This window comes from Streptomyces sp. NPDC002181 (genome assembly GCF_042890485.1).
Lineage (GTDB): Bacteria > Actinomycetota > Actinomycetes > Streptomycetales > Streptomycetaceae > Streptomyces.
The window spans coordinates 499,234-515,063 of sequence record NZ_JBIASC010000005.1 but is presented as its reverse complement, the minus strand read 5'-3'; the positions used below and the strand labels follow the sequence as shown (position 1 = coordinate 515,063).

The 15,830-nt window shown below is 68.7% G+C and carries 14 protein-coding genes; 5 read left to right on the top strand and 9 right to left on the bottom strand.

Going from position 1 to position 15,830, the window contains the following annotated elements; genetic code table 11:
* Positions 1-94: 94 nt before the first annotated feature.
* The 3 genes from ACFYXV_RS17390 to ACFYXV_RS17380 are packed head-to-tail and all read right to left on the bottom strand — an operon-like array spanning position 95 to position 1,420.
* Entirely contained in the window at positions 95-556 is a 462-nt protein-coding gene (locus ACFYXV_RS17390; protein ID WP_389383309.1) for a DUF5949 family protein, read from the bottom strand.
* Positions 550-969 carry an ATP-binding protein gene (locus ACFYXV_RS17385; protein ID WP_389383308.1) on the bottom strand — a complete coding sequence of 140 codons (420 nt, stop codon included), beginning with the start codon at positions 967-969 and terminating at the stop codon, positions 550-552. The genes ACFYXV_RS17390 and ACFYXV_RS17385 overlap by 7 nt, the downstream gene beginning before the upstream one ends.
* A 7-nt stretch (positions 970-976) precedes the next feature.
* On the bottom strand, positions 977-1,420 hold the full coding sequence (locus ACFYXV_RS17380; RefSeq protein ID WP_389383306.1) for a hypothetical protein: 444 nt from the start codon (positions 1,418-1,420) through the stop codon (positions 977-979).
* Positions 1,421-1,575: 155 nt separating this feature from the next.
* On the opposite strand from ACFYXV_RS17380, the gene ACFYXV_RS17375 reads away from it, so the two are divergent.
* The 5 genes from ACFYXV_RS17375 to ACFYXV_RS17355 all read left to right on the top strand — a co-directional run bounded on the left by ACFYXV_RS17375 (position 1,576) and on the right by ACFYXV_RS17355 (position 6,753).
* Entirely contained in the window at positions 1,576-2,679 is a 1,104-nt protein-coding gene (locus ACFYXV_RS17375; RefSeq protein ID WP_389383305.1) for a helix-turn-helix domain-containing protein, read from the top strand.
* A 16-nt stretch (positions 2,680-2,695) separates the two neighbouring features.
* Positions 2,696-3,361: a YdcF family protein gene (locus tag ACFYXV_RS17370; protein WP_389383304.1), complete on the top strand. Its 666-nt coding sequence runs from the start codon at positions 2,696-2,698 to the stop codon at positions 3,359-3,361.
* Positions 3,306-4,097, top strand: a complete 792-nt coding sequence (locus ACFYXV_RS17365; RefSeq protein ID WP_389383302.1) for a WbqC family protein — start codon at positions 3,306-3,308, stop codon at positions 4,095-4,097. Before ACFYXV_RS17370 ends, ACFYXV_RS17365 begins: the two co-directional genes overlap by 56 nt.
* A 290-nt stretch (positions 4,098-4,387) precedes the next feature.
* Positions 4,388-6,454, top strand: coding sequence for a Shedu anti-phage system protein SduA domain-containing protein (locus ACFYXV_RS17360; RefSeq protein ID WP_389383300.1), 2,067 nt, complete (start codon positions 4,388-4,390; stop codon positions 6,452-6,454).
* A 50-nt stretch (positions 6,455-6,504) separates the two neighbouring features.
* Positions 6,505-6,753: a DUF397 domain-containing protein gene (locus ACFYXV_RS17355; protein WP_389383299.1), complete on the top strand. Its 249-nt coding sequence runs from the start codon at positions 6,505-6,507 to the stop codon at positions 6,751-6,753.
* 87 nt (positions 6,754-6,840) lie between these two features.
* Here the strand turns inward: ACFYXV_RS17355 and ACFYXV_RS17350 are convergent, their stop codons facing one another.
* The 6 genes from ACFYXV_RS17350 to ssd form a co-directional block, all read right to left on the bottom strand.
* Positions 6,841-8,769 (bottom strand): ATP-dependent helicase, encoded by a 1,929-nt coding sequence (locus ACFYXV_RS17350; RefSeq protein WP_389383298.1) that lies wholly within the window; start codon positions 8,767-8,769, stop codon positions 6,841-6,843.
* 50 nt (positions 8,770-8,819) lie between these two features.
* Positions 8,820-10,823 (bottom strand): ATP-dependent endonuclease, encoded by a 2,004-nt coding sequence (locus tag ACFYXV_RS17345; RefSeq protein WP_389383329.1) that lies wholly within the window; start codon positions 10,821-10,823, stop codon positions 8,820-8,822.
* 679 nt (positions 10,824-11,502) lie between these two features.
* Positions 11,503-12,279 (bottom strand): type II secretion system F family protein, encoded by a 777-nt coding sequence (locus ACFYXV_RS17340; protein WP_389383297.1) that lies wholly within the window; start codon positions 12,277-12,279, stop codon positions 11,503-11,505.
* On the bottom strand, positions 12,279-13,163 hold the full coding sequence (locus tag ACFYXV_RS17335; protein ID WP_389383296.1) for a type II secretion system F family protein: 885 nt from the start codon (positions 13,161-13,163) through the stop codon (positions 12,279-12,281). The genes ACFYXV_RS17340 and ACFYXV_RS17335 overlap by 1 nt, the downstream gene beginning before the upstream one ends.
* Positions 13,160-14,308, bottom strand: a complete 1,149-nt coding sequence (locus ACFYXV_RS17330; RefSeq protein WP_389383295.1) for a TadA family conjugal transfer-associated ATPase — start codon at positions 14,306-14,308, stop codon at positions 13,160-13,162. The genes ACFYXV_RS17335 and ACFYXV_RS17330 overlap by 4 nt, the downstream gene beginning before the upstream one ends.
* Positions 14,305-15,474: a septum site-determining protein Ssd gene (gene ssd / locus ACFYXV_RS17325; protein ID WP_389383328.1), complete on the bottom strand. Its 1,170-nt coding sequence runs from the start codon at positions 15,472-15,474 to the stop codon at positions 14,305-14,307. The genes ACFYXV_RS17330 and ssd overlap by 4 nt, the downstream gene beginning before the upstream one ends.
* Between the last annotated feature and the right edge of the window lie 356 nt (positions 15,475-15,830).

The window sequence follows — 15,830 nt, the reverse complement described above, 5'->3', positions numbered from 1 at the left end:
AGCAGCAGAGTGCCGAGCGGCAGATCTCACCACATCAGCAACTGTCCCCTTTCATCCGTACGAGGCTGGGGACGTTCACGTGTACGCCGACACGTTAGGCCGTGTGGGCGAAGCCGAACAGCAGCCGGTCGGCGGCCAGGGCCGCGTCGAGGTAGGCGTCGAGGCGGACGGCGTCGGCGGACTGGGGGAGCGGGTCCAGGCCGATGATCAGCGCGGCTCGGCCGCTGTCCTGGGCCAAGCGAGTCCACTGCGGGTGTGTGGGAAGTCGCAGGCCCCAGCGGGCACCGGGGAACTTCAGGAGAGCTCGGGGGCCGATTGTCACGAGGGTGCCTTGGATGTCCGGGACGGACTCCTGGGCGCGTGCGAGGCCGCCGAGAATCTCTGCGAGGTGCCGCATCCGGGTCTCAATCGCTCCGGGGGTGTCGTGGCTGGTCCGGCCGAGGCGGTGGGCGAGGAGTATGTGGGCGACTTGACGCCCGTCCGCGGACTTGCCCGGCCAGGTCCAGGCGCCGAGGGAGGACAGGAGCCCGGTGTCCGGGCCGGTGCGGGTCAGCATGCCTGTCCCTGCCTGGTTGGCTGGCCGGTCTTGAACCTCGTCCAGACGATCTTGCCGCTGGGCCTGCGGTCCTCGACGCCCCAGCCGTCGGCGAGTGAGGCCACGATCTCCAGGCCCCGGCCGGTGGTGTCGTTCCCGTCCGTGTGCGCGATCTCCGGTTCCAGGCGGTGACGGGGGCGGCTGTCGTGCACTTCCACTCGTACGTAGTCCTCGTTGGCGTCGAGTCTCACCAGGAAGCCGTGCTCGGTATCGGTTCCGTGGATCAGGGCGTTCGAGGCCAGCTCGGAGACACAGAGCCGGATGTCCTCGGCAGGGCTGTGCAGGCCCCAGGAGGTCAGGGTCGTGACGGCGAAGGCTCGGGCGAGGCTGACCGACTCGGGCCGCGGGTCGAAGAACCTCTTCGCATCAGGCATCGGGTCCTCACCTCTCGGTGTCTAGGGCTGGGGTGGGAGCAGGGCCGAAGCGGCGGTGGACCGGCGCCGGGCCCGGTCCGGTGGCTCCGTGGCCTGCCGGGCGGCGCCTGCCGGGGCCCCGGACCAGCAGCAGCCGGGCTCCGGACGCGGTGATCTGGGCCTGCCTCGTGGCGGCTATGTCCTTGGGGCCCAGGTGGGAGGGGGCGGGCAGGACGACGCCGTAGGTGTCGGGCAGTTCCAGGACGTCGATCAGGCCGGTGAATGCCGCTGACGGCCCGCTGCCGGTGTCCCGTTCGGTGAACACCCCCGAGAGCGTCAGCTCGTGCTGGCAGCAGTATTCGGCCAGAGCCTCGTTCAGGGCCATCTGGCGGGCCGGGGAGACCCGGACCAGCCGCAGGTAGCCGTAGACGACCGGACCGCTGACGCCGCGATGCTCGGTGAGGGGTTCCATGCTGATGTCCGTCCAAAGGTCCGTCGGCTGGTGTCAGCACTCAGCCTGAACCTGCTCCAACGCTGCTGAAATGACCGCCTGTTGTACTTCCGTTGCACTTGTGTCTCCCCGATCGTGCGGGCCGTGCTTCGATGACGGCAGGAAGGGAGCGACGTGTGGCGACCGTGCACCACTGGACCGGCCTGGAGGCCAAGGCCCTGCGTCTCGCGCTGCGGCTGAGCGTCCGAGCATTCGCCGGCCAGCTCGGCCTCGGCATCAGGACGATCTCCAAGTGGGAGAAGCTCCTTGCCGCGACCGAGCCCCGCCAGGACACCCAGGCGATCTTGGATACCGCCCTGGCCCGCGCTGACGCCGCCACCCACCTCCGCTTCGAGACGTTCCTGTCCGAAGCAGGTCGGACCTCACCTGCCGCCAGTGCTCGCAGGGTGACGGCGAGCGGGCCGCTGGCCTGGGAGTACGAGTCGTGGACCGACGATCTCGACCGGGCCGTGGTCGCTCTCTCCCGGCAGGACTTCACCTTCGCCGACAGCCTGATCCGCCGCTGGCTCGGACGGTTCAAGCCGACCGCCCTCGATGACAAGGGCCTGTATCTCTTTGCCCGCTCAACCGCTCTGCTGGGCGATCTCCAGCGTGACCGGGGGATGGTGATCGGTCCACTGTCGGCCCAGCATTCCTATGCCTCGGCGAAGTCCCTGTTCGGGCAGCTGGACATCCCCCGCCGGGTCGCCCAGCTCGACCTGTCCCTCGCAGTCGTCGCAGAGATGTCGGGGAAGTTGGAGATTGCCGCCCACCAGTACGAAGCCCTGGCCGTCGATGACCGGCTCTCCCGCCGGGACCGGGCCAGGGCCCGGCTGTGGGTGGGGACGGCCTTAAGCAAGGACGGGAACCACGGCTATGCCTCCCGCGTCATGCTCGCCGCGACCCGGGAGTTCGAGGACCTCGCCGAGCCCGAGGACTGGTCGGTTGCCCACCAGAAGCTCGCCCTCGCCCACCGCGGGGCCGGCGACCTGACCAACGCCCTGCACTTCATCTCCATCGCCCGCAGCACGGCCGCGACAGACGCACCGATGCAGCGGGTCCGCCTGGAAACCGCCCACGGCCACATCCTGCTGTCCGATCCCGCCACCCGCGATGATGGCCTTCACGTCCTCGACAAAGCAGCAAAGCTGGCCGGGCAGTTCGGCCTCAGCCACCAGCTGACCAGCATCGAGGGCATCAGGGCCATGAGCGAGGGGGCCTCCAGCCCCCGACGACGGTGACCAGGGAGAAGATCGCGTGACGGACATCCAGCAGACGATCACCGAGGGCCAGTGGCACAAGGCCAAGCTGATCTGGGACTACCACCAGATGGGCCACGACCTGGCCCCGGTGGACGTCGCGATCGGACTGGGCAGCCACGACCTCGGAGTCGCCGCGGCCACCGCTGACCTCTATCGCGCCGGCCTGTTCCCAGTCCTCGTGTTCACCGGCGGCAACAGCCCCACCACCGCCAAGGTCTTCCCTCGCGGCGAGGCCGTCCACTTCCGCGAGCATGCCCTCGAACTCGGCGTCCCCGACGAAGCGATCCTTGTCGAGCCGAACGCCGCCAACACCGGCCAGAACATCATCCTCAGCCGAGAACTCCTGGCCTCGAACGGCATCACCCCGAAGACCGTCCTGTTGGTCTCCAAGCCGTATATGGAGCGACGGTCCTTCGCCACCGCCCGCAAGCTGTGGCCCGAGGTCGAGATCATCTGTGCCTCGGAGCCGCTCGAGCTGGACGACTACCTCAAGAGCATCGGCGACGAGAAGCTCGTCCTCGACATGCTCGTCGGTGATCTCCAGCGGGTGATCGAATATCCAAGGAACGGGTTCGCCATCCCCCAGGATGTCCCGGAGGACGTGCATGACGCGTACGAATCCCTCATCCGCGACGGCTTCACCAGCCGCCTCATCTCCTGACGTCCCAGTTCCGGGGAGGCTGTGTGCCATCCACCAGCCCAATCTGCTCCCTCGGCTGACGACACTGGCCAAACTGTTCGCGGCGGATACTTGGATCATCCTCGACGACGTCCAGCTCACCCGCCGCGACTACCAGCACCGCGCCCGCCTCGCGGCCCTCGGAGACCCACAGGCATCACGGTGGATGTCGATACCGACTCATCTGCCCCAGGGCCGACAGACACTCATCCGTGATGCCCTGATGGTTGACCCCGACCTTGCCCTGCGCCGAACCACGGCCATGCTTCAGCAGTACTACGGCGCCAGCCCGCACTGGCCCACCCTCGCCCAGGCGCTGCTGCCGATGGCGGCCGCCTTCGGCAGCAGCCGGACCGCGGCCGTCGCCGAGACGTCCACCCGAATCTTGCTGGACCTCCTCGGCTGGAAGGGCCAGATCCTTCGCAGCAGCGACCTTCGCTCCAGGCGGGGCCGGTCCCAGCGGCTCGCCGACCTCACCACCGCCGTCGGCGCACGCAGATATCTGTGCGGAACCGGCGGCATGAAGTATCTGGACGTGGCCCCTTTCATGACTCAGGGGATCGCCGTCACCCCGTTCCTGACTCCACCTGCCGGGATTTGGGCTTCCGGACACCGGATCACTGTCATGTGGGCCCTGGCAACGCTCGGCCCCACCGCCGTGGCGGGGCGACTACAAGCCGTCGCCGCAGCACAAACCGCGCTGGCAACGACCGGCTGAGCATTCCTCTCTGCAGCTCCCCCCACCCTCGAGGGGAGAGGAATGTACTCAGCCGCGTACGGCTTCATCGGACCCTGGCAAGATCTTCTTGAAGCGAGGATGCGCCATCGTGCGCCGGTGACGCACCACACGGGTAACGGGACCCTCGGCGGGTGTTGATGACGTCGTACGGGTGATGTCTCCGCACCGGCAGGCAGTACGGGTGGAACGAGTGTGGGTGGCAGCGTGTTCGACGAGGTGAAAGTCTCAATTGTCCAACGTCCCGCTGCTGAACCGTCCATCCTGGACAGATGACCTCCACCGATCCCGCCAGAGCAAACGAGCCGCCGGCAATCACGGCGGTAACGCGACGCGACATCTTCGAGTACCTGCGCGGGATATCACGCCCCTGGTGGGGCGAATTGGATGAGGTCACGTTCCTGGAGACTCTCTACGACCTGGACCGACCTCCGGTCGGCGACAGCCAGCTTCGGACCGTCCGTGCCGATATCCAGCAGCACCGGTTGAACAACGACGACCTGCCCGACGACTGGATCTTTGAGGACCCCCGGTTGGGGCTCTCCCACGGACCGGACGAAGTGCTGCTCACCTTTCTGGCACGGATGGTCCATCCCGAAGTGGTGGCCGACGTCCAGGAAGCTATAAAGCACGTCGAGCAACTGAACATGCTTCTGGCGCCGGACGGTTGGGGTCTGCGTCCGTACGAGTTCCTCTCGGGCCGCCCCCTGTATGAGCCGGTACGGGTTCCGCCTACAGGCCCGCTGGTACCCCTGCCGCTGGAGAACGAGGACACGGGCAAGCTCGACCTTGTCCTCGGCCAGGCATTCAGTCTCCTGGACTGCGCTGGCGAGGAGACCGCACGCGACCTGGTACGTACTGCGGCCCTGACCCTCCGCCGTGATGGCGGCTTCTTCCACCCCATACCTGGTGACAGTTGGACGGAGGGAACCTGCGAGGCAGTCCTGACAGTGGAGCGCGAGCTTCTGCCCACCTGCACCCCCGAGGCGGAGGAAGTGATCTGGCGGACGTTGCAGTCCGTACTCATCCAGCTTGAGCGCATCGACGTCCAGAACCTCGTGGTCGAAGGCGACAGCCGGCCGCTGCCCAACATCCCACCGGACTGGCGCACCCAGGCCGTAGCGCCCGCTACCCCCATCGTTCGAGGCTTCCGCATCCCCTTCGCCACCACTGAGTTCGATGTCACCCGCGGGGACTTCACCGACCTAGAGATCCGCGGTTCGCAGGACAGTGGCGGGTTCCACTACCTCTATGACGCCCGTGTACGCCGGATGATCACCGACTTCGTTCTCGACGACCGGCCGCAGGTAGCGACTCTGTGCAGCGTCACCATCATCAAGAAGGGCGACACCTTCACGCCGAGGATCAAGCTCTGGAAGAAGGACAAGAAGACCGGGGAAGTCTCCGCCACGCAGACACTCCCTGAGACAGGGGCCACCAGGGCAGTCAAGGCGCTCGTCGACACCGGTGAAGTCCACGAGAATTTCTGGAAAGTCATCAACTTCCTCCAGGGCTGCACTGGAATGAGCACACCTGGCGGTTCCCTCCAAGTCGTGGCCGGCGACGAGGCCCAACTGGCACAGCTGCTGACCGGCCAGGACCGGACGACGGTTCTCGGTGCGGTCAGGACAGCCATCGGCGGCGGCCTCACAGAGGAGGACATCCGGCTGCTCAGCAACCGCAAGGAACAGCTCCAGAGGTTCGAGCGACTGCTGACCGACCCGGACTACTTCCGGCAGGAGGAGAGCCTGGCAACCACGCGCGGGGCGGAAGCGGTCTGGCAGGCCTTCTTCGAGGCTAATCAGTGGATATTCGGCTACGGCCTCAACCTCATCGCCTGCGAATCCATCAACGACGGCAAACTGGAACGCATCACCACCGGCGCCAACATCTTCGGCGGAGCCGGGAAACGCATCGACGCCATCATGCGGTCCAAGGGCCTGATCAGCAGCATGCTGTTCTGCGAGATCAAGACCCACGACACCGAACTACTCGCCAAGACCCCGTACCGCGCGGGCGTCTACCAGGCGTCCAAGGAACTCGGCGGTGGTGTGGCGCAGGTGCAAAAGACGGCCAGCAAAGCCCAACAGCTCATCTCCAGCCAGTTCCTCACCCGGATCTACGAGGAAGACGGCACTCCGACGGACATCGAACTGTCCACCACCCGCCCGCGACAGGTCGTGGTGATCGGGAGCCTGCGCGAGTTCACCCACAACGGCGCTGTGAACCCGGAGAAGATGAGCTCCTTCGAGCTGTACCGGACATCCATCCAGGACGTCGAGGTGATCACGTTCGACGAACTCTACGAACGGGCTTGCTTCATCGTCGAGGATCACTGAGCCGGACCGCTGCCACGGCGCTCGCCGACACTGCCGCAACCCGTGACGGAGTGATACCGAAGCATGGAGGGGCACCTCACACCAAGCCCGACCCCGCCGATCTGGAGCTCCGCGCTCACCTGGGAGAAGAGACCGTTCAGCGGGGCAACGACAACTGCGTCGAGTTCGACGCGGTCGGTGACCTCGTCGCCATCCGTGACTCAAAGCGGCCCAAGCAGACTCCGCTCTTTTACACCCGCAGCGAGATCGCGGCGCTCCTGGCCGGCGCGAAGGCCGGAGCCTTCGCCCACATAACCTGACGCGGCGGCCACAACCGCACACGAAGCAGGTGGATTACCCCAGCGTTAGTGGGGTCGACCGCCTGCTTCATCGTCCCAGACGAACGCTCAGTCCTGGCTGTCCACCTGCTCGAGGATGGCATCAACGAACCGGGACCGCCTTGTTCTGCGGACGCCAGGGTAGTAGGGGTCCGTGAAGTGGTCGCCCGCGATCAGGACTACCTCATCTTGGGCACGGGTGACTGCCACGTAGAAGTTGCGTCGTTGCTCACTGAGGTCTCGCCCTGAGATCGGCCGAGTGGCGAAATGGAAAGGCATAAGCCCGTCGACCAGACCGGGAAGAATTACGACGGAGAACTCTCTCCCTTTTGCGCTGTGGTACGTGGTCAGGGCAATGCGGCCTGGGGCGCGTCCACCTGCTAGCTCCGCCATGGTCAGTCCGCGCCGCACCGCCGTACGCAGGGCCTTGGGTGCATCCCGGTCTCGGAGGTCCGTGCTGAGAGCCGCGAGCTGATCAATGTCCAAGGACTGCATGAGAACTTCGAGGAACTCCGAAGCGTCGTCTTCGGTTCCTTCCCGATCCGGCGCGTCGAGAGCTGCCAGGAGCGTTCGGGCCAGAACTCGGGGGGTCTCACCCGCGACGGTGAGACCCAGGGTCTTTCGGTAGCGGTGCCAGGTTGCGGCAAGCTCCGGCAGGCTCTTGGTAGGCATCGCAGAGAGGGGCTTCCGTCTCGACGCGGCTGGCCCGGTGTCCGCGGCAGACGCTTCACTGCGGGTCTGGGGAACGGGCTCGGCTGGCCCGGGCACGGGACCGGCAAGGCGACGTGCCGCACAGGCGGAGACGAGGTCTGCGAGGCCTCCAGTGGGAATCTTGCGTGTGCGTTCCATGTCGCAAGGGATGCCGGCGCTCACGAAAGCCTTGGTCAGCTGATTGAGTAGGCTCTTGTCTCCTCGGTACAGCACGGCAATGTCTTCTGCCGGGACTCCTCCCGCGATCCGCTGACGTACGACGTCAACAGCACGCTTTGCATGCCCATCGAGATCTCCGTCGACCTCCTCGAGCGTGACGGCGCCGGGAGCCTCGTTTGCGGGATCGGCTTTGTAGCCTCGGTCCTTCCCTCCGAGGACGGCGCGACCAGCGGCCACCAGCTTGCCGCCGCTGCGGAAGTTCACCGACAGCTTCATGGCGGTGAAGTCCGCTCGCTCATTCAGCGCCGTCAGGTAGCGGGTATCGGCACCCTGGAACGCATACATGGTTTGGTCCGGGTCGCCCACCGCTGTCACCTGAACGCCGGAGTCAAGCAGTTCAGTGACCACCGCATGAAGAACCGGCCCGAGGTCCTGATACTCGTCCACCACCACGTGGGGAAAGCGCGCCGCGAGGATGGTGCGCGCTGGCTCGCTGGAGCGCAGAACCGCCAACGCGCGGTTAGGCATTGCATCGAAGTCCAAGGCGTCGTTGTCGATGAGCAACTGCTCGTACATCCGAACGGCCTGGATGTACTGGGACGGGAAGCCGTCGAGATCTTCCCCAGCGGCCAGGAGACGGCGGAGCTTGGTCAAGACGGCCTCGGGCTTGTCCTTCACAGGCAAACCATTGTTGTGGCACGCCAGCGCCCACAGATTGTTGCTCTGCTTCTCGTCGAGGAGAGTCAGGTCATCGGAGAACGGAACGTCGGTGAAGCGGGCGTACGGCCGCAGAATGTGGTGCATGCAGAAGGCATGCACTGTCCGGCTCGCGAGGCGGCGTCCCGGGTGCATTCCGAGGCCGCGCAGTCTGCTGGTCACCTCGGATGCCGCCGCGTCGGTATAGGTGATTGCCGCAACGCCTCGGTGAGAGCTGGTCAAGGCCAGGAGGTGTCCGACTCGGGCGACGAGGGTGCGCGTCTTGCCCGCTCCCGGGCCAGCAATGAGGACTAGGTTTCCCTCATGTTGCACTGCTCTGCGCTGATTGGGGTGCAGGTTCGCAATCTCGCGGGCCAGGGCTGCGGGCAGCCGCAATGCAGGCACCACCGGTTGCGATGCTCGCAGTTCCACCTGGTCCGACGTTCGACGCCCCCTGCTCGCCGGAGTAGGTTCGACGAGGCTCACTGGGTGACGTCGGGTTCGTCATGCCCAGCAGTCGCGCCGGCCTCCTTAGTGGTCGGTGCAAGGGGAAGACCCTCGTAGCGGCGCCGTAGATCGTCGAGGAGCGCAAGGACTGGTCCACAGCCGTGCATCCCAAGTAGGTCGTCGGGAGTCACCGGCAGTTCGGGCGGGTACTGGAGCAGTTCGCGGATGCGGGCTGACAGATCAATGTGCTCGACGTGCGCAGCAAGCCGCTGAGCGTAGCGCCCCTTACTGAGGGGCGCGGTTTCGATGCGGGAGATCACCGCGTCACGCTGGGCCTCTGTCGAGGGTCCGGCAGCGGTCTCGTTTAGCTTCTTGGCGAAGTTCGCGCGCCGAATGTCGCCCTCTGCAAGCTCGTTGAACGCGGCCTTCATCTCCGCTTCCAACAGTGACGCTATATCTGTCTCTAGTGTGTCGGGGCCAACGAACACACGTGATTCGGCTGCCTTGGCAACGAGGTCATGGCGGCCGTGACGGGAACCGCCGTCTACCGGTAGATCAGCCTCGCGGAGCTCTTCGAGAGTCTTCTTGAATGACTCTGCCGCTGATGGAGAGACAAGAACTCTTAGTAGTTTCCGGGCACGGTCTAGACCGGGCTCGCGGCGGTGCTTTTCCTTGTCCTCTGTATCGACAGCATCGCCGTCGGTCAGGACGCTGAAGCTGCGGCTGAGGCACTTCGGGCCCAGGAGTTTCGCATACGGCGCGAAGTCGGTGCCGTCGATGCTGGCAACGACGATCCCGTGAGCATCGAGGTCCAAGCCAGCGGAACGGGCGAGGGCTGGCAAGAGGTACGCCTCCGCGGTGCCCTCAACGAGGACTACATGCTGGGCGAACAGGATCTCAGCCCGGTTGACGTTGAGATAGCGCTCCAGGTCAGCGACTTCTCGAGAGTCGAGAAGGCCGGGCGGAATCACTCGCGCCTGGGTTCCCTCGGGCGTTTCAAACAGCAGCACCATGCTGAGCAGTGGTGTGACGGCCGCAATGTGAGGGCTGTGCGTCGTCAGCAATAGCCGGCTGGGCTGGCCCAGAAGGTGGGCGAACAGATGTCGTTGCAGCGTGGGGTGCAGGTGGGCCTCGGGCTCTTCCACAGCGAGGAGGGTGTCCTCCTCTGCCGCAGTGCGGCGCATCTGGAGGCGCTCCAGCAGCAGTGCCAGGTAGAGAACGTTGGCAGTACCTGTCGATGTGCGGTCGATCCCGCGGGTGGCGGCGGCATCGATGAACAGGCGGACACTGCGGAGGAGATCTTCGTCGCGGCCAGCGAAGGCCAGCGTCGGCTCAAGCTGGAGGCGGGGACCAGCCATCTTCGCCACACGATTACGAATCAGGGCAGTTGTCTGCTTGACGTTTGGGTCGGTTCCGAGTTCAACACGCGCCGTGCGCATTGCCTCGAGCGCCTTCTCTATGTTCGCCTGAGATGGCGGGCGCTCGCGCAGCAAGCTCGTCAACGGGCTACGGTCTGGCCGCGAGAGATCGCTCTCTGCGTCACGCAGGGCAGGAAGGACCGAGAGCGCGGCGTACCTCTTCGCCCCGAGCATGGTGTTGCCTCGATCGAAGCCGCCGTAGATGGTCCATTCATAGTCACTTGGCGTGAGCGGCTCTGCGTCGTCCTCATCAAGCAGCAGGGCGGGAGACTGCTTGGGACAGTAGAGGTACGTGAGCCGGGCTACGAGCGGTTTGACACTGATGATCGCGCCATCCAACTCGGCGCGCGCGTCCGCATCGTCATCGAAGCCATCGAGCTCGACTTCGACGCTTACCTCAACACCAGTAGCGAGGGACGGTGAGTGGTCATGTATGTCATCTGCTTGGAGATAGCGTCGCCGGTCTGCCAGGTCAGGGTCGAGCACAAGCCGCAGGGCGTGCAGCAGGTTGCTCTTACCCACACCGTTCTCACCTACGACGACCGCCGGGGTAGGGAACGGATCAATGACAAGGTCGCGGAAGTTGCGGAAGTTCTGGATACGCACGCGGCGAAGCTGCATCGTTCTCCCGGCCGGGACGTGGCACGACTCTCTCACTGCGGCGCTGAAGCCTGCCCACGCGGCTGCTCGAGACGGATGAACCATCGTAGCCATCGGGTAAAGCCGACGGCCTTCCTTCCGCCGAAGCAGGTGGCCCGGTCCTGTCTAGCCCCCGCCAACCACTGTTCCGCTGGCCACCGGGGCCGTTGCCGGCTGCTAGCCCTCGCGCCAGGGGCCAACTAGCCATGGTGGCGTGGGCGGGCTTCGGGTGATGAGCCTCGCGAACTCGTTGCACCTGGAACACTGGGGCTGCCTGGAACGGCGTGGCGCCCAGCCGGCCCGCCCACCCCTGAAGGCGCTGCTCCACAGGGCGGGCAAACGCCATGTGACCTCCGACACGTCGACGCAGTCGAAAGCGACACAGTGACCCGTCTGGATCAACGGCCCGCTACGGCGGATGCCCCGCCGTAAAGCGACACACCGACGTGGGACACGGCAAGTGCCGGGATAAACTTGGTGGACATGCCCGCGTCGTCCGCACGACCGCTCAACGCCGACCGCAGACGCGACCAGATGATCCTCATGACAACCTCCTGTTTGATGCGTGTTCTTGACGTGATCTCAGGACTGATGCGATGCGCTCTTTCCGGTACACGGCTGTGATCCGAGTTGCCGGAGTTTCCGCTGTGACTAAGTGACTTCAGGTGGAGGCGAGAAGACCGGAAGCCATTCCGATCACCACCGGGGCCACCCCGACCGCGAGAAACGCGGGGAGGAAACACAGCCCCACCGGAGCGGTGACGAGCACCGCCGCCCGCTGCGCCCGGGCACCCGCCCTCCTGGCCCGGTCCTCGCGCAGGGCCGTCGCCAGCCGGGAGACCGGCTCCGCGGCCGGCGCCCCCGTCCGGGCGGCCCGCTCCAGACATTCCGCGAGCGCCCGGGCACCCGGTATCTGCGCCAACCTCCCCCATGCGGCGCCCGGTTCGCCTCCGAGCCGCAGCTCCGCCCCGGCCAGCGCCAGCCGCTCGCCGACCGGGCCGCCCAGCGACTCGCCGACCACCTCGGCGGCCTCCACGGGCGCCGCACCCGCCGCCAGGCAGGCGGCCAACAGATCGGCCGCGAACGGCAGCTGGCGCTCCGCCTCCCGCGGATCCACCCCGGCCGGCGGCCGCGCCCGCCGCAGCCAGCGCCACACCGCGATCGCCGCCCCGCAGCCGGCCAGCATCCCCGGCCACCCGCCGACCAGCACCCAGGCCGCCAGCAGCGCCCCCGCAGGGCCGGCCCACGCCGTCGCCACCACCCGTATCCCGGACCCGAACACCGGCGCCCGACGCTCCGCTCCCACCGACAGCAGGACCGCCATCCTGCGCCGGACCGCCCGCGCCCTGACCCGGGCCGCCACCGCCGAAGCCGTGCACAGCGCCGCGACCGCGAGGCCCACCGTCATCCCCAGCCTGTGGATCACGAACTCGCCCATCACCGCTCCCCCGCCCGTACGATCCGCCCGCACCACAGCAGCCCCAGCGCCTCCAGCACCCCGCCCGCCGACAGGCACCCCCACCCGACCGGTGTGTGCAGCAGCACGCGCAGCGGATCCGCCCCGAGTCCGGTGCCGATCAGCAGGCCGACCACGGGCAGCAGGGCCAGGACCACCGTCGTCGACCTGGCTCCCGCCAGCTGGGCCCGCAGGGACTCCCGCCGGTCCCGCTCGGCCCGCAACGCCCCTTCCAGCCGGTCCAGTCCGGCGGCGAGCCCCGCACCCCCGTCCACCGAGATCGACCAGCAGGCGGCCATCCCGGCCAGCCCTTCCGCGCCGGGCTCCCGCGCCGCTTGCCGCAACGCCGCGGGGACATCACCGCCGAAGGCCGCGGCGGCCAGTACCGCCGCCTCCGCCGGGCCCGGACCGCCCGGGCCCGCCGCCGTCCGCCGTATCGCCGCCGTCAGCGCCTGCCCGGGCTGGGCCCCCGCCCGCAGCTCGCCCACCGCCGCCCCGCACAGCGCGATCACCCCGGCGGCCCGGGCGCCGCGCACACGCTCCCTCCGGCGGCCCCGCAGCCACCGCCGCACCAGCGGCACCGCCGCCGCGCCCGCCACCACCGGGATCACCGACCCGCCCAGCAGCGCGACCACGAACCCGATCCCGAGACAGGACCACTCCCGCCACCGCGCGGCCCGTACCCGCACCGCAGCCACCAGCCGATCCCGACGCAGCGGACCGCGGGGCACCACGGACCCGCCCCCGGCCAGCACCACCCGGGCCCGCCGGGACACCCGGTCTCCCCCGGCCAGCGCCCAGGCGGCCGTCCCCGCGCAGAGCACTCCGGCGAACAGCGGCACCGGCACCGCGGCCGCGCCGTTCACCGCGCACCCCGCAGCAGCGGACGCAGCCGCTCCCAGCCCCGCTCCCGGGCGAAGCCCCGGGCGGACCAGCGCAGCGCCGGCACGGTGACCACCAGCCCGGCGGAGTCGCGCTCCAGCACGTGCACCTCGGCCACCCGGCGGCGCCCGGCCCGGTCCCGGACCAGATGGACCACCAGGGTCAGCGCGGCCGCCAACTGGCTGTGCAGAGCGGCCCGGTCCAGCCCGGCGGAGGTCCCGAGGGCCTCCAGCCGGGCCGGCACGTGCGCGGCGGCGTTCGCATGGACCGTCCCGCAGCCGCCTTCGTGCCCCGTGTTCAAGGCCGCCAGGAGATCGGCCACTTCGGCGCCCCGCACTTCGCCGACGACCAGCCGGTCCGGCCTCATCCGCAGCGCCTGGCGGACCAGGTCCGCCAGGGTGACCAGGCCCGCCCCCTCCTGGTTGGCCGGCCGGGTCTCCAGCCGCACCACATGCGGATGGTCGGGGCGCAGCTCGGCCGAATCCTCGGCCAGTACGATCCGCTCGCCGGGACCGACCAGCCCCAACAGGGCGCTGAGCAGGGTGGTCTTGCCGGTGCCGGTCCCGCCGGAGACGAGGAACGACAGCCGGGCCTCGACCATGTCCCCGAGGAGGCGCTGACCGCCGGGCGGCAGCGTGCCCGCCTCGACCAGCTCGTCGAGCGTGAACGCCCTCGGCCGCACCACCCGCAGCGACAGGCAGGCCGATCCGACCGCCACCGGCGGCAGCACGGCGTGCAGGCGGGTGCCGTCGGGCATCCGGGCGTCCACCCAGGGCCTGGCGTCGTCCAGGCGCCGGCCCGCGACGGCGGCCAGTCGCTGGGCGAGCCTGCGCACGGCATCCGCGTCGGCGAAGGTCACCCCCGTCAGCTCCAGCCCGCCGCCGCGGTCCACCCACACCCGGTCCGGAGCGGCCACCAGGACATCCGTGACCTCCGGGTCGGCGAGCAGCGCCTCCAAGGGCCCGGCGCCGACCAGTTCGGACCGCAACTCGGCGGCCACCCCCAGCACCTGCGCATCGCCCAGCAGCCGGCCCTGTTCCCGCAGGGCGGCCGCCACCCGGGCCGGGGTCGGCTCCGCCCCGCTCTCGGCGAGCCGCCGGCGCACCGCGTCCAGGAGCACGGCGCTCATGCCGCCACCCCCTGGGCGGGGCCGAGCGCCCGCCGCCAGAAGCCGTCGCAGAACCGGGCCAGCGCTCCCCGCCCCCCGCCCGGCGGTTCCCCCTCGGCGACCCGCCCCGGGAGCCCCACCTCGACCGGCACCTCCCCGGCCAGCGGCACCCCCAGCAGCCCGGCCACCGCTTCGGCGTCGAGCCCGCCCGGACAGCGCCCCCGTACGACCACGCGGACGTCCCGGGCGGCCATCCGCACCCCGGCCGCGACCCGCCCCGCGGCGGCCACCGCCCGCAACTCGCCCGGCACCACCATCAGCACCAGGTCGAGCTGGGCCAGCGCCTCGGCCACGGCTTCGTCCACCCGCCGGGGCAGGTCGACCACCACCACCCCGCCCCTGCGGCGCGCGGCGGCCAGCACCGAGCGCATCGCGGCGGGCGGCACCGCCACCCGGTCCCCGCGGTCCCAGCTGAGCACCCGCAGCGCGTGCAGCTCGGGCAGGGACTCCTCCAGCGCACCGGCGCCCACCCGGCCCCGCGAGCCCGCGAAGTCCGGCCAGCGCAACCCCTCGGCGCTCTCGCCGCCGAGCAATACGTCCATTCCGCCGCCGAGCGGGTCACCGTCGATGAGGATGGTCCGCTCCCCGGCGCGGGCGGCCCGCAGGGCGAGGGCGCACGCGAGGGTGGAGGCTCCGGCCCCGCCGCTGCCGCCGATCACCCCGACGGCGAGGGCGGGTTTTCCGGCGCCCTCCACCACATCGGCGATGCGGTCGACGAGCCGGTTTTCGGCGTCGGGGAGCCGGAGCACCTCCTCGGCACCGATCTCCACCGCCCGCTGCCACACGAGGGGGTCGTCAAGATCCCGGCCGACGAGCAGCACGCCGGCCCGGCGCGGGGCTCCTCGGACCCGGCGGGCGGCATCATCGCCGACGAGCACGAGCGGCGCGGACTCCCATCCGATCCCCCCGCCCGTCTCCGGGGCAGCTCCGGAGACGCTTTCGCCCCTCCCGGCGCCACCGCCACCACCGCCTCCGCTTTGCTCGGGCACCGCATGGTGCACATGCGGTTCGGCGCCGGCCGCCGCGCACAGCCGCAGCAGATCGTCGAGCAGCAGCGGATCCTCGGTGATGATCAGCGGCCGCCCGCCACCAGGGGCGGCCCCGCCCGGAGCGCCCAATGGCCTGATTCCGCCTGCTTGCGGACGCTCATGCACTTCACACGACTTCGATCCAGCCACGATCTCCGCCCCCTTCTCACCGCAAATCCCAGCACCGCGGACTTCGCGGCCGGAATCACCGTGGGGCCATCCGGAAAAAGACGTGGATCTTGCTCAAAAACTGTGGACAACTCACGCCCTGTGAATAACTCCATCACCCCAACAGGTGAGTTCACAGCGCGCCGGAACCACTACACAGCGTCACGAGTTGGAGGGGGTGAGGGCCTTCGCCACGCAGGGCCCGCCGAGGAAGGGGGGCTGCGGGAATGGTCACTTGGGGCCGAAGGCAGGGACGCAAACCGCGTCCGGACATGCGACGACCCCCG

Bases quoted from the DNA above. Each gene is read 5' to 3' on its own strand.
- ACFYXV_RS17390 (WP_389383309.1), bottom strand. From the start codon at position 556: ATGCTGACCCGCACCGGCCCGGACACCGGGCTCCTGTCCTCCCTCGGC.
- ACFYXV_RS17385 (WP_389383308.1), bottom strand. From the start codon at position 969: ATGCCTGATGCGAAGAGGTTCTTCGACCCGCGGCCCGAGTCGGTCAGC.
- ACFYXV_RS17380 (WP_389383306.1), bottom strand. From the start codon at position 1,420: ATGGAACCCCTCACCGAGCATCGCGGCGTCAGCGGTCCGGTCGTCTAC.
- ACFYXV_RS17365 (WP_389383302.1), top strand. From the start codon at position 3,306: ATGACGCGTACGAATCCCTCATCCGCGACGGCTTCACCAGCCGCCTCA.
- ACFYXV_RS17360 (WP_389383300.1), top strand. From the start codon at position 4,388: ATGACCTCCACCGATCCCGCCAGAGCAAACGAGCCGCCGGCAATCACG.
- ACFYXV_RS17345 (WP_389383329.1), bottom strand. From the start codon at position 10,823: ATGCAGCTTCGCCGCGTGCGTATCCAGAACTTCCGCAACTTCCGCGAC.
- ACFYXV_RS17340 (WP_389383297.1), bottom strand. From the start codon at position 12,279: ATGGGCGAGTTCGTGATCCACAGGCTGGGGATGACGGTGGGCCTCGCG.
- ACFYXV_RS17330 (WP_389383295.1), bottom strand. From the start codon at position 14,308: ATGAGCGCCGTGCTCCTGGACGCGGTGCGCCGGCGGCTCGCCGAGAGC.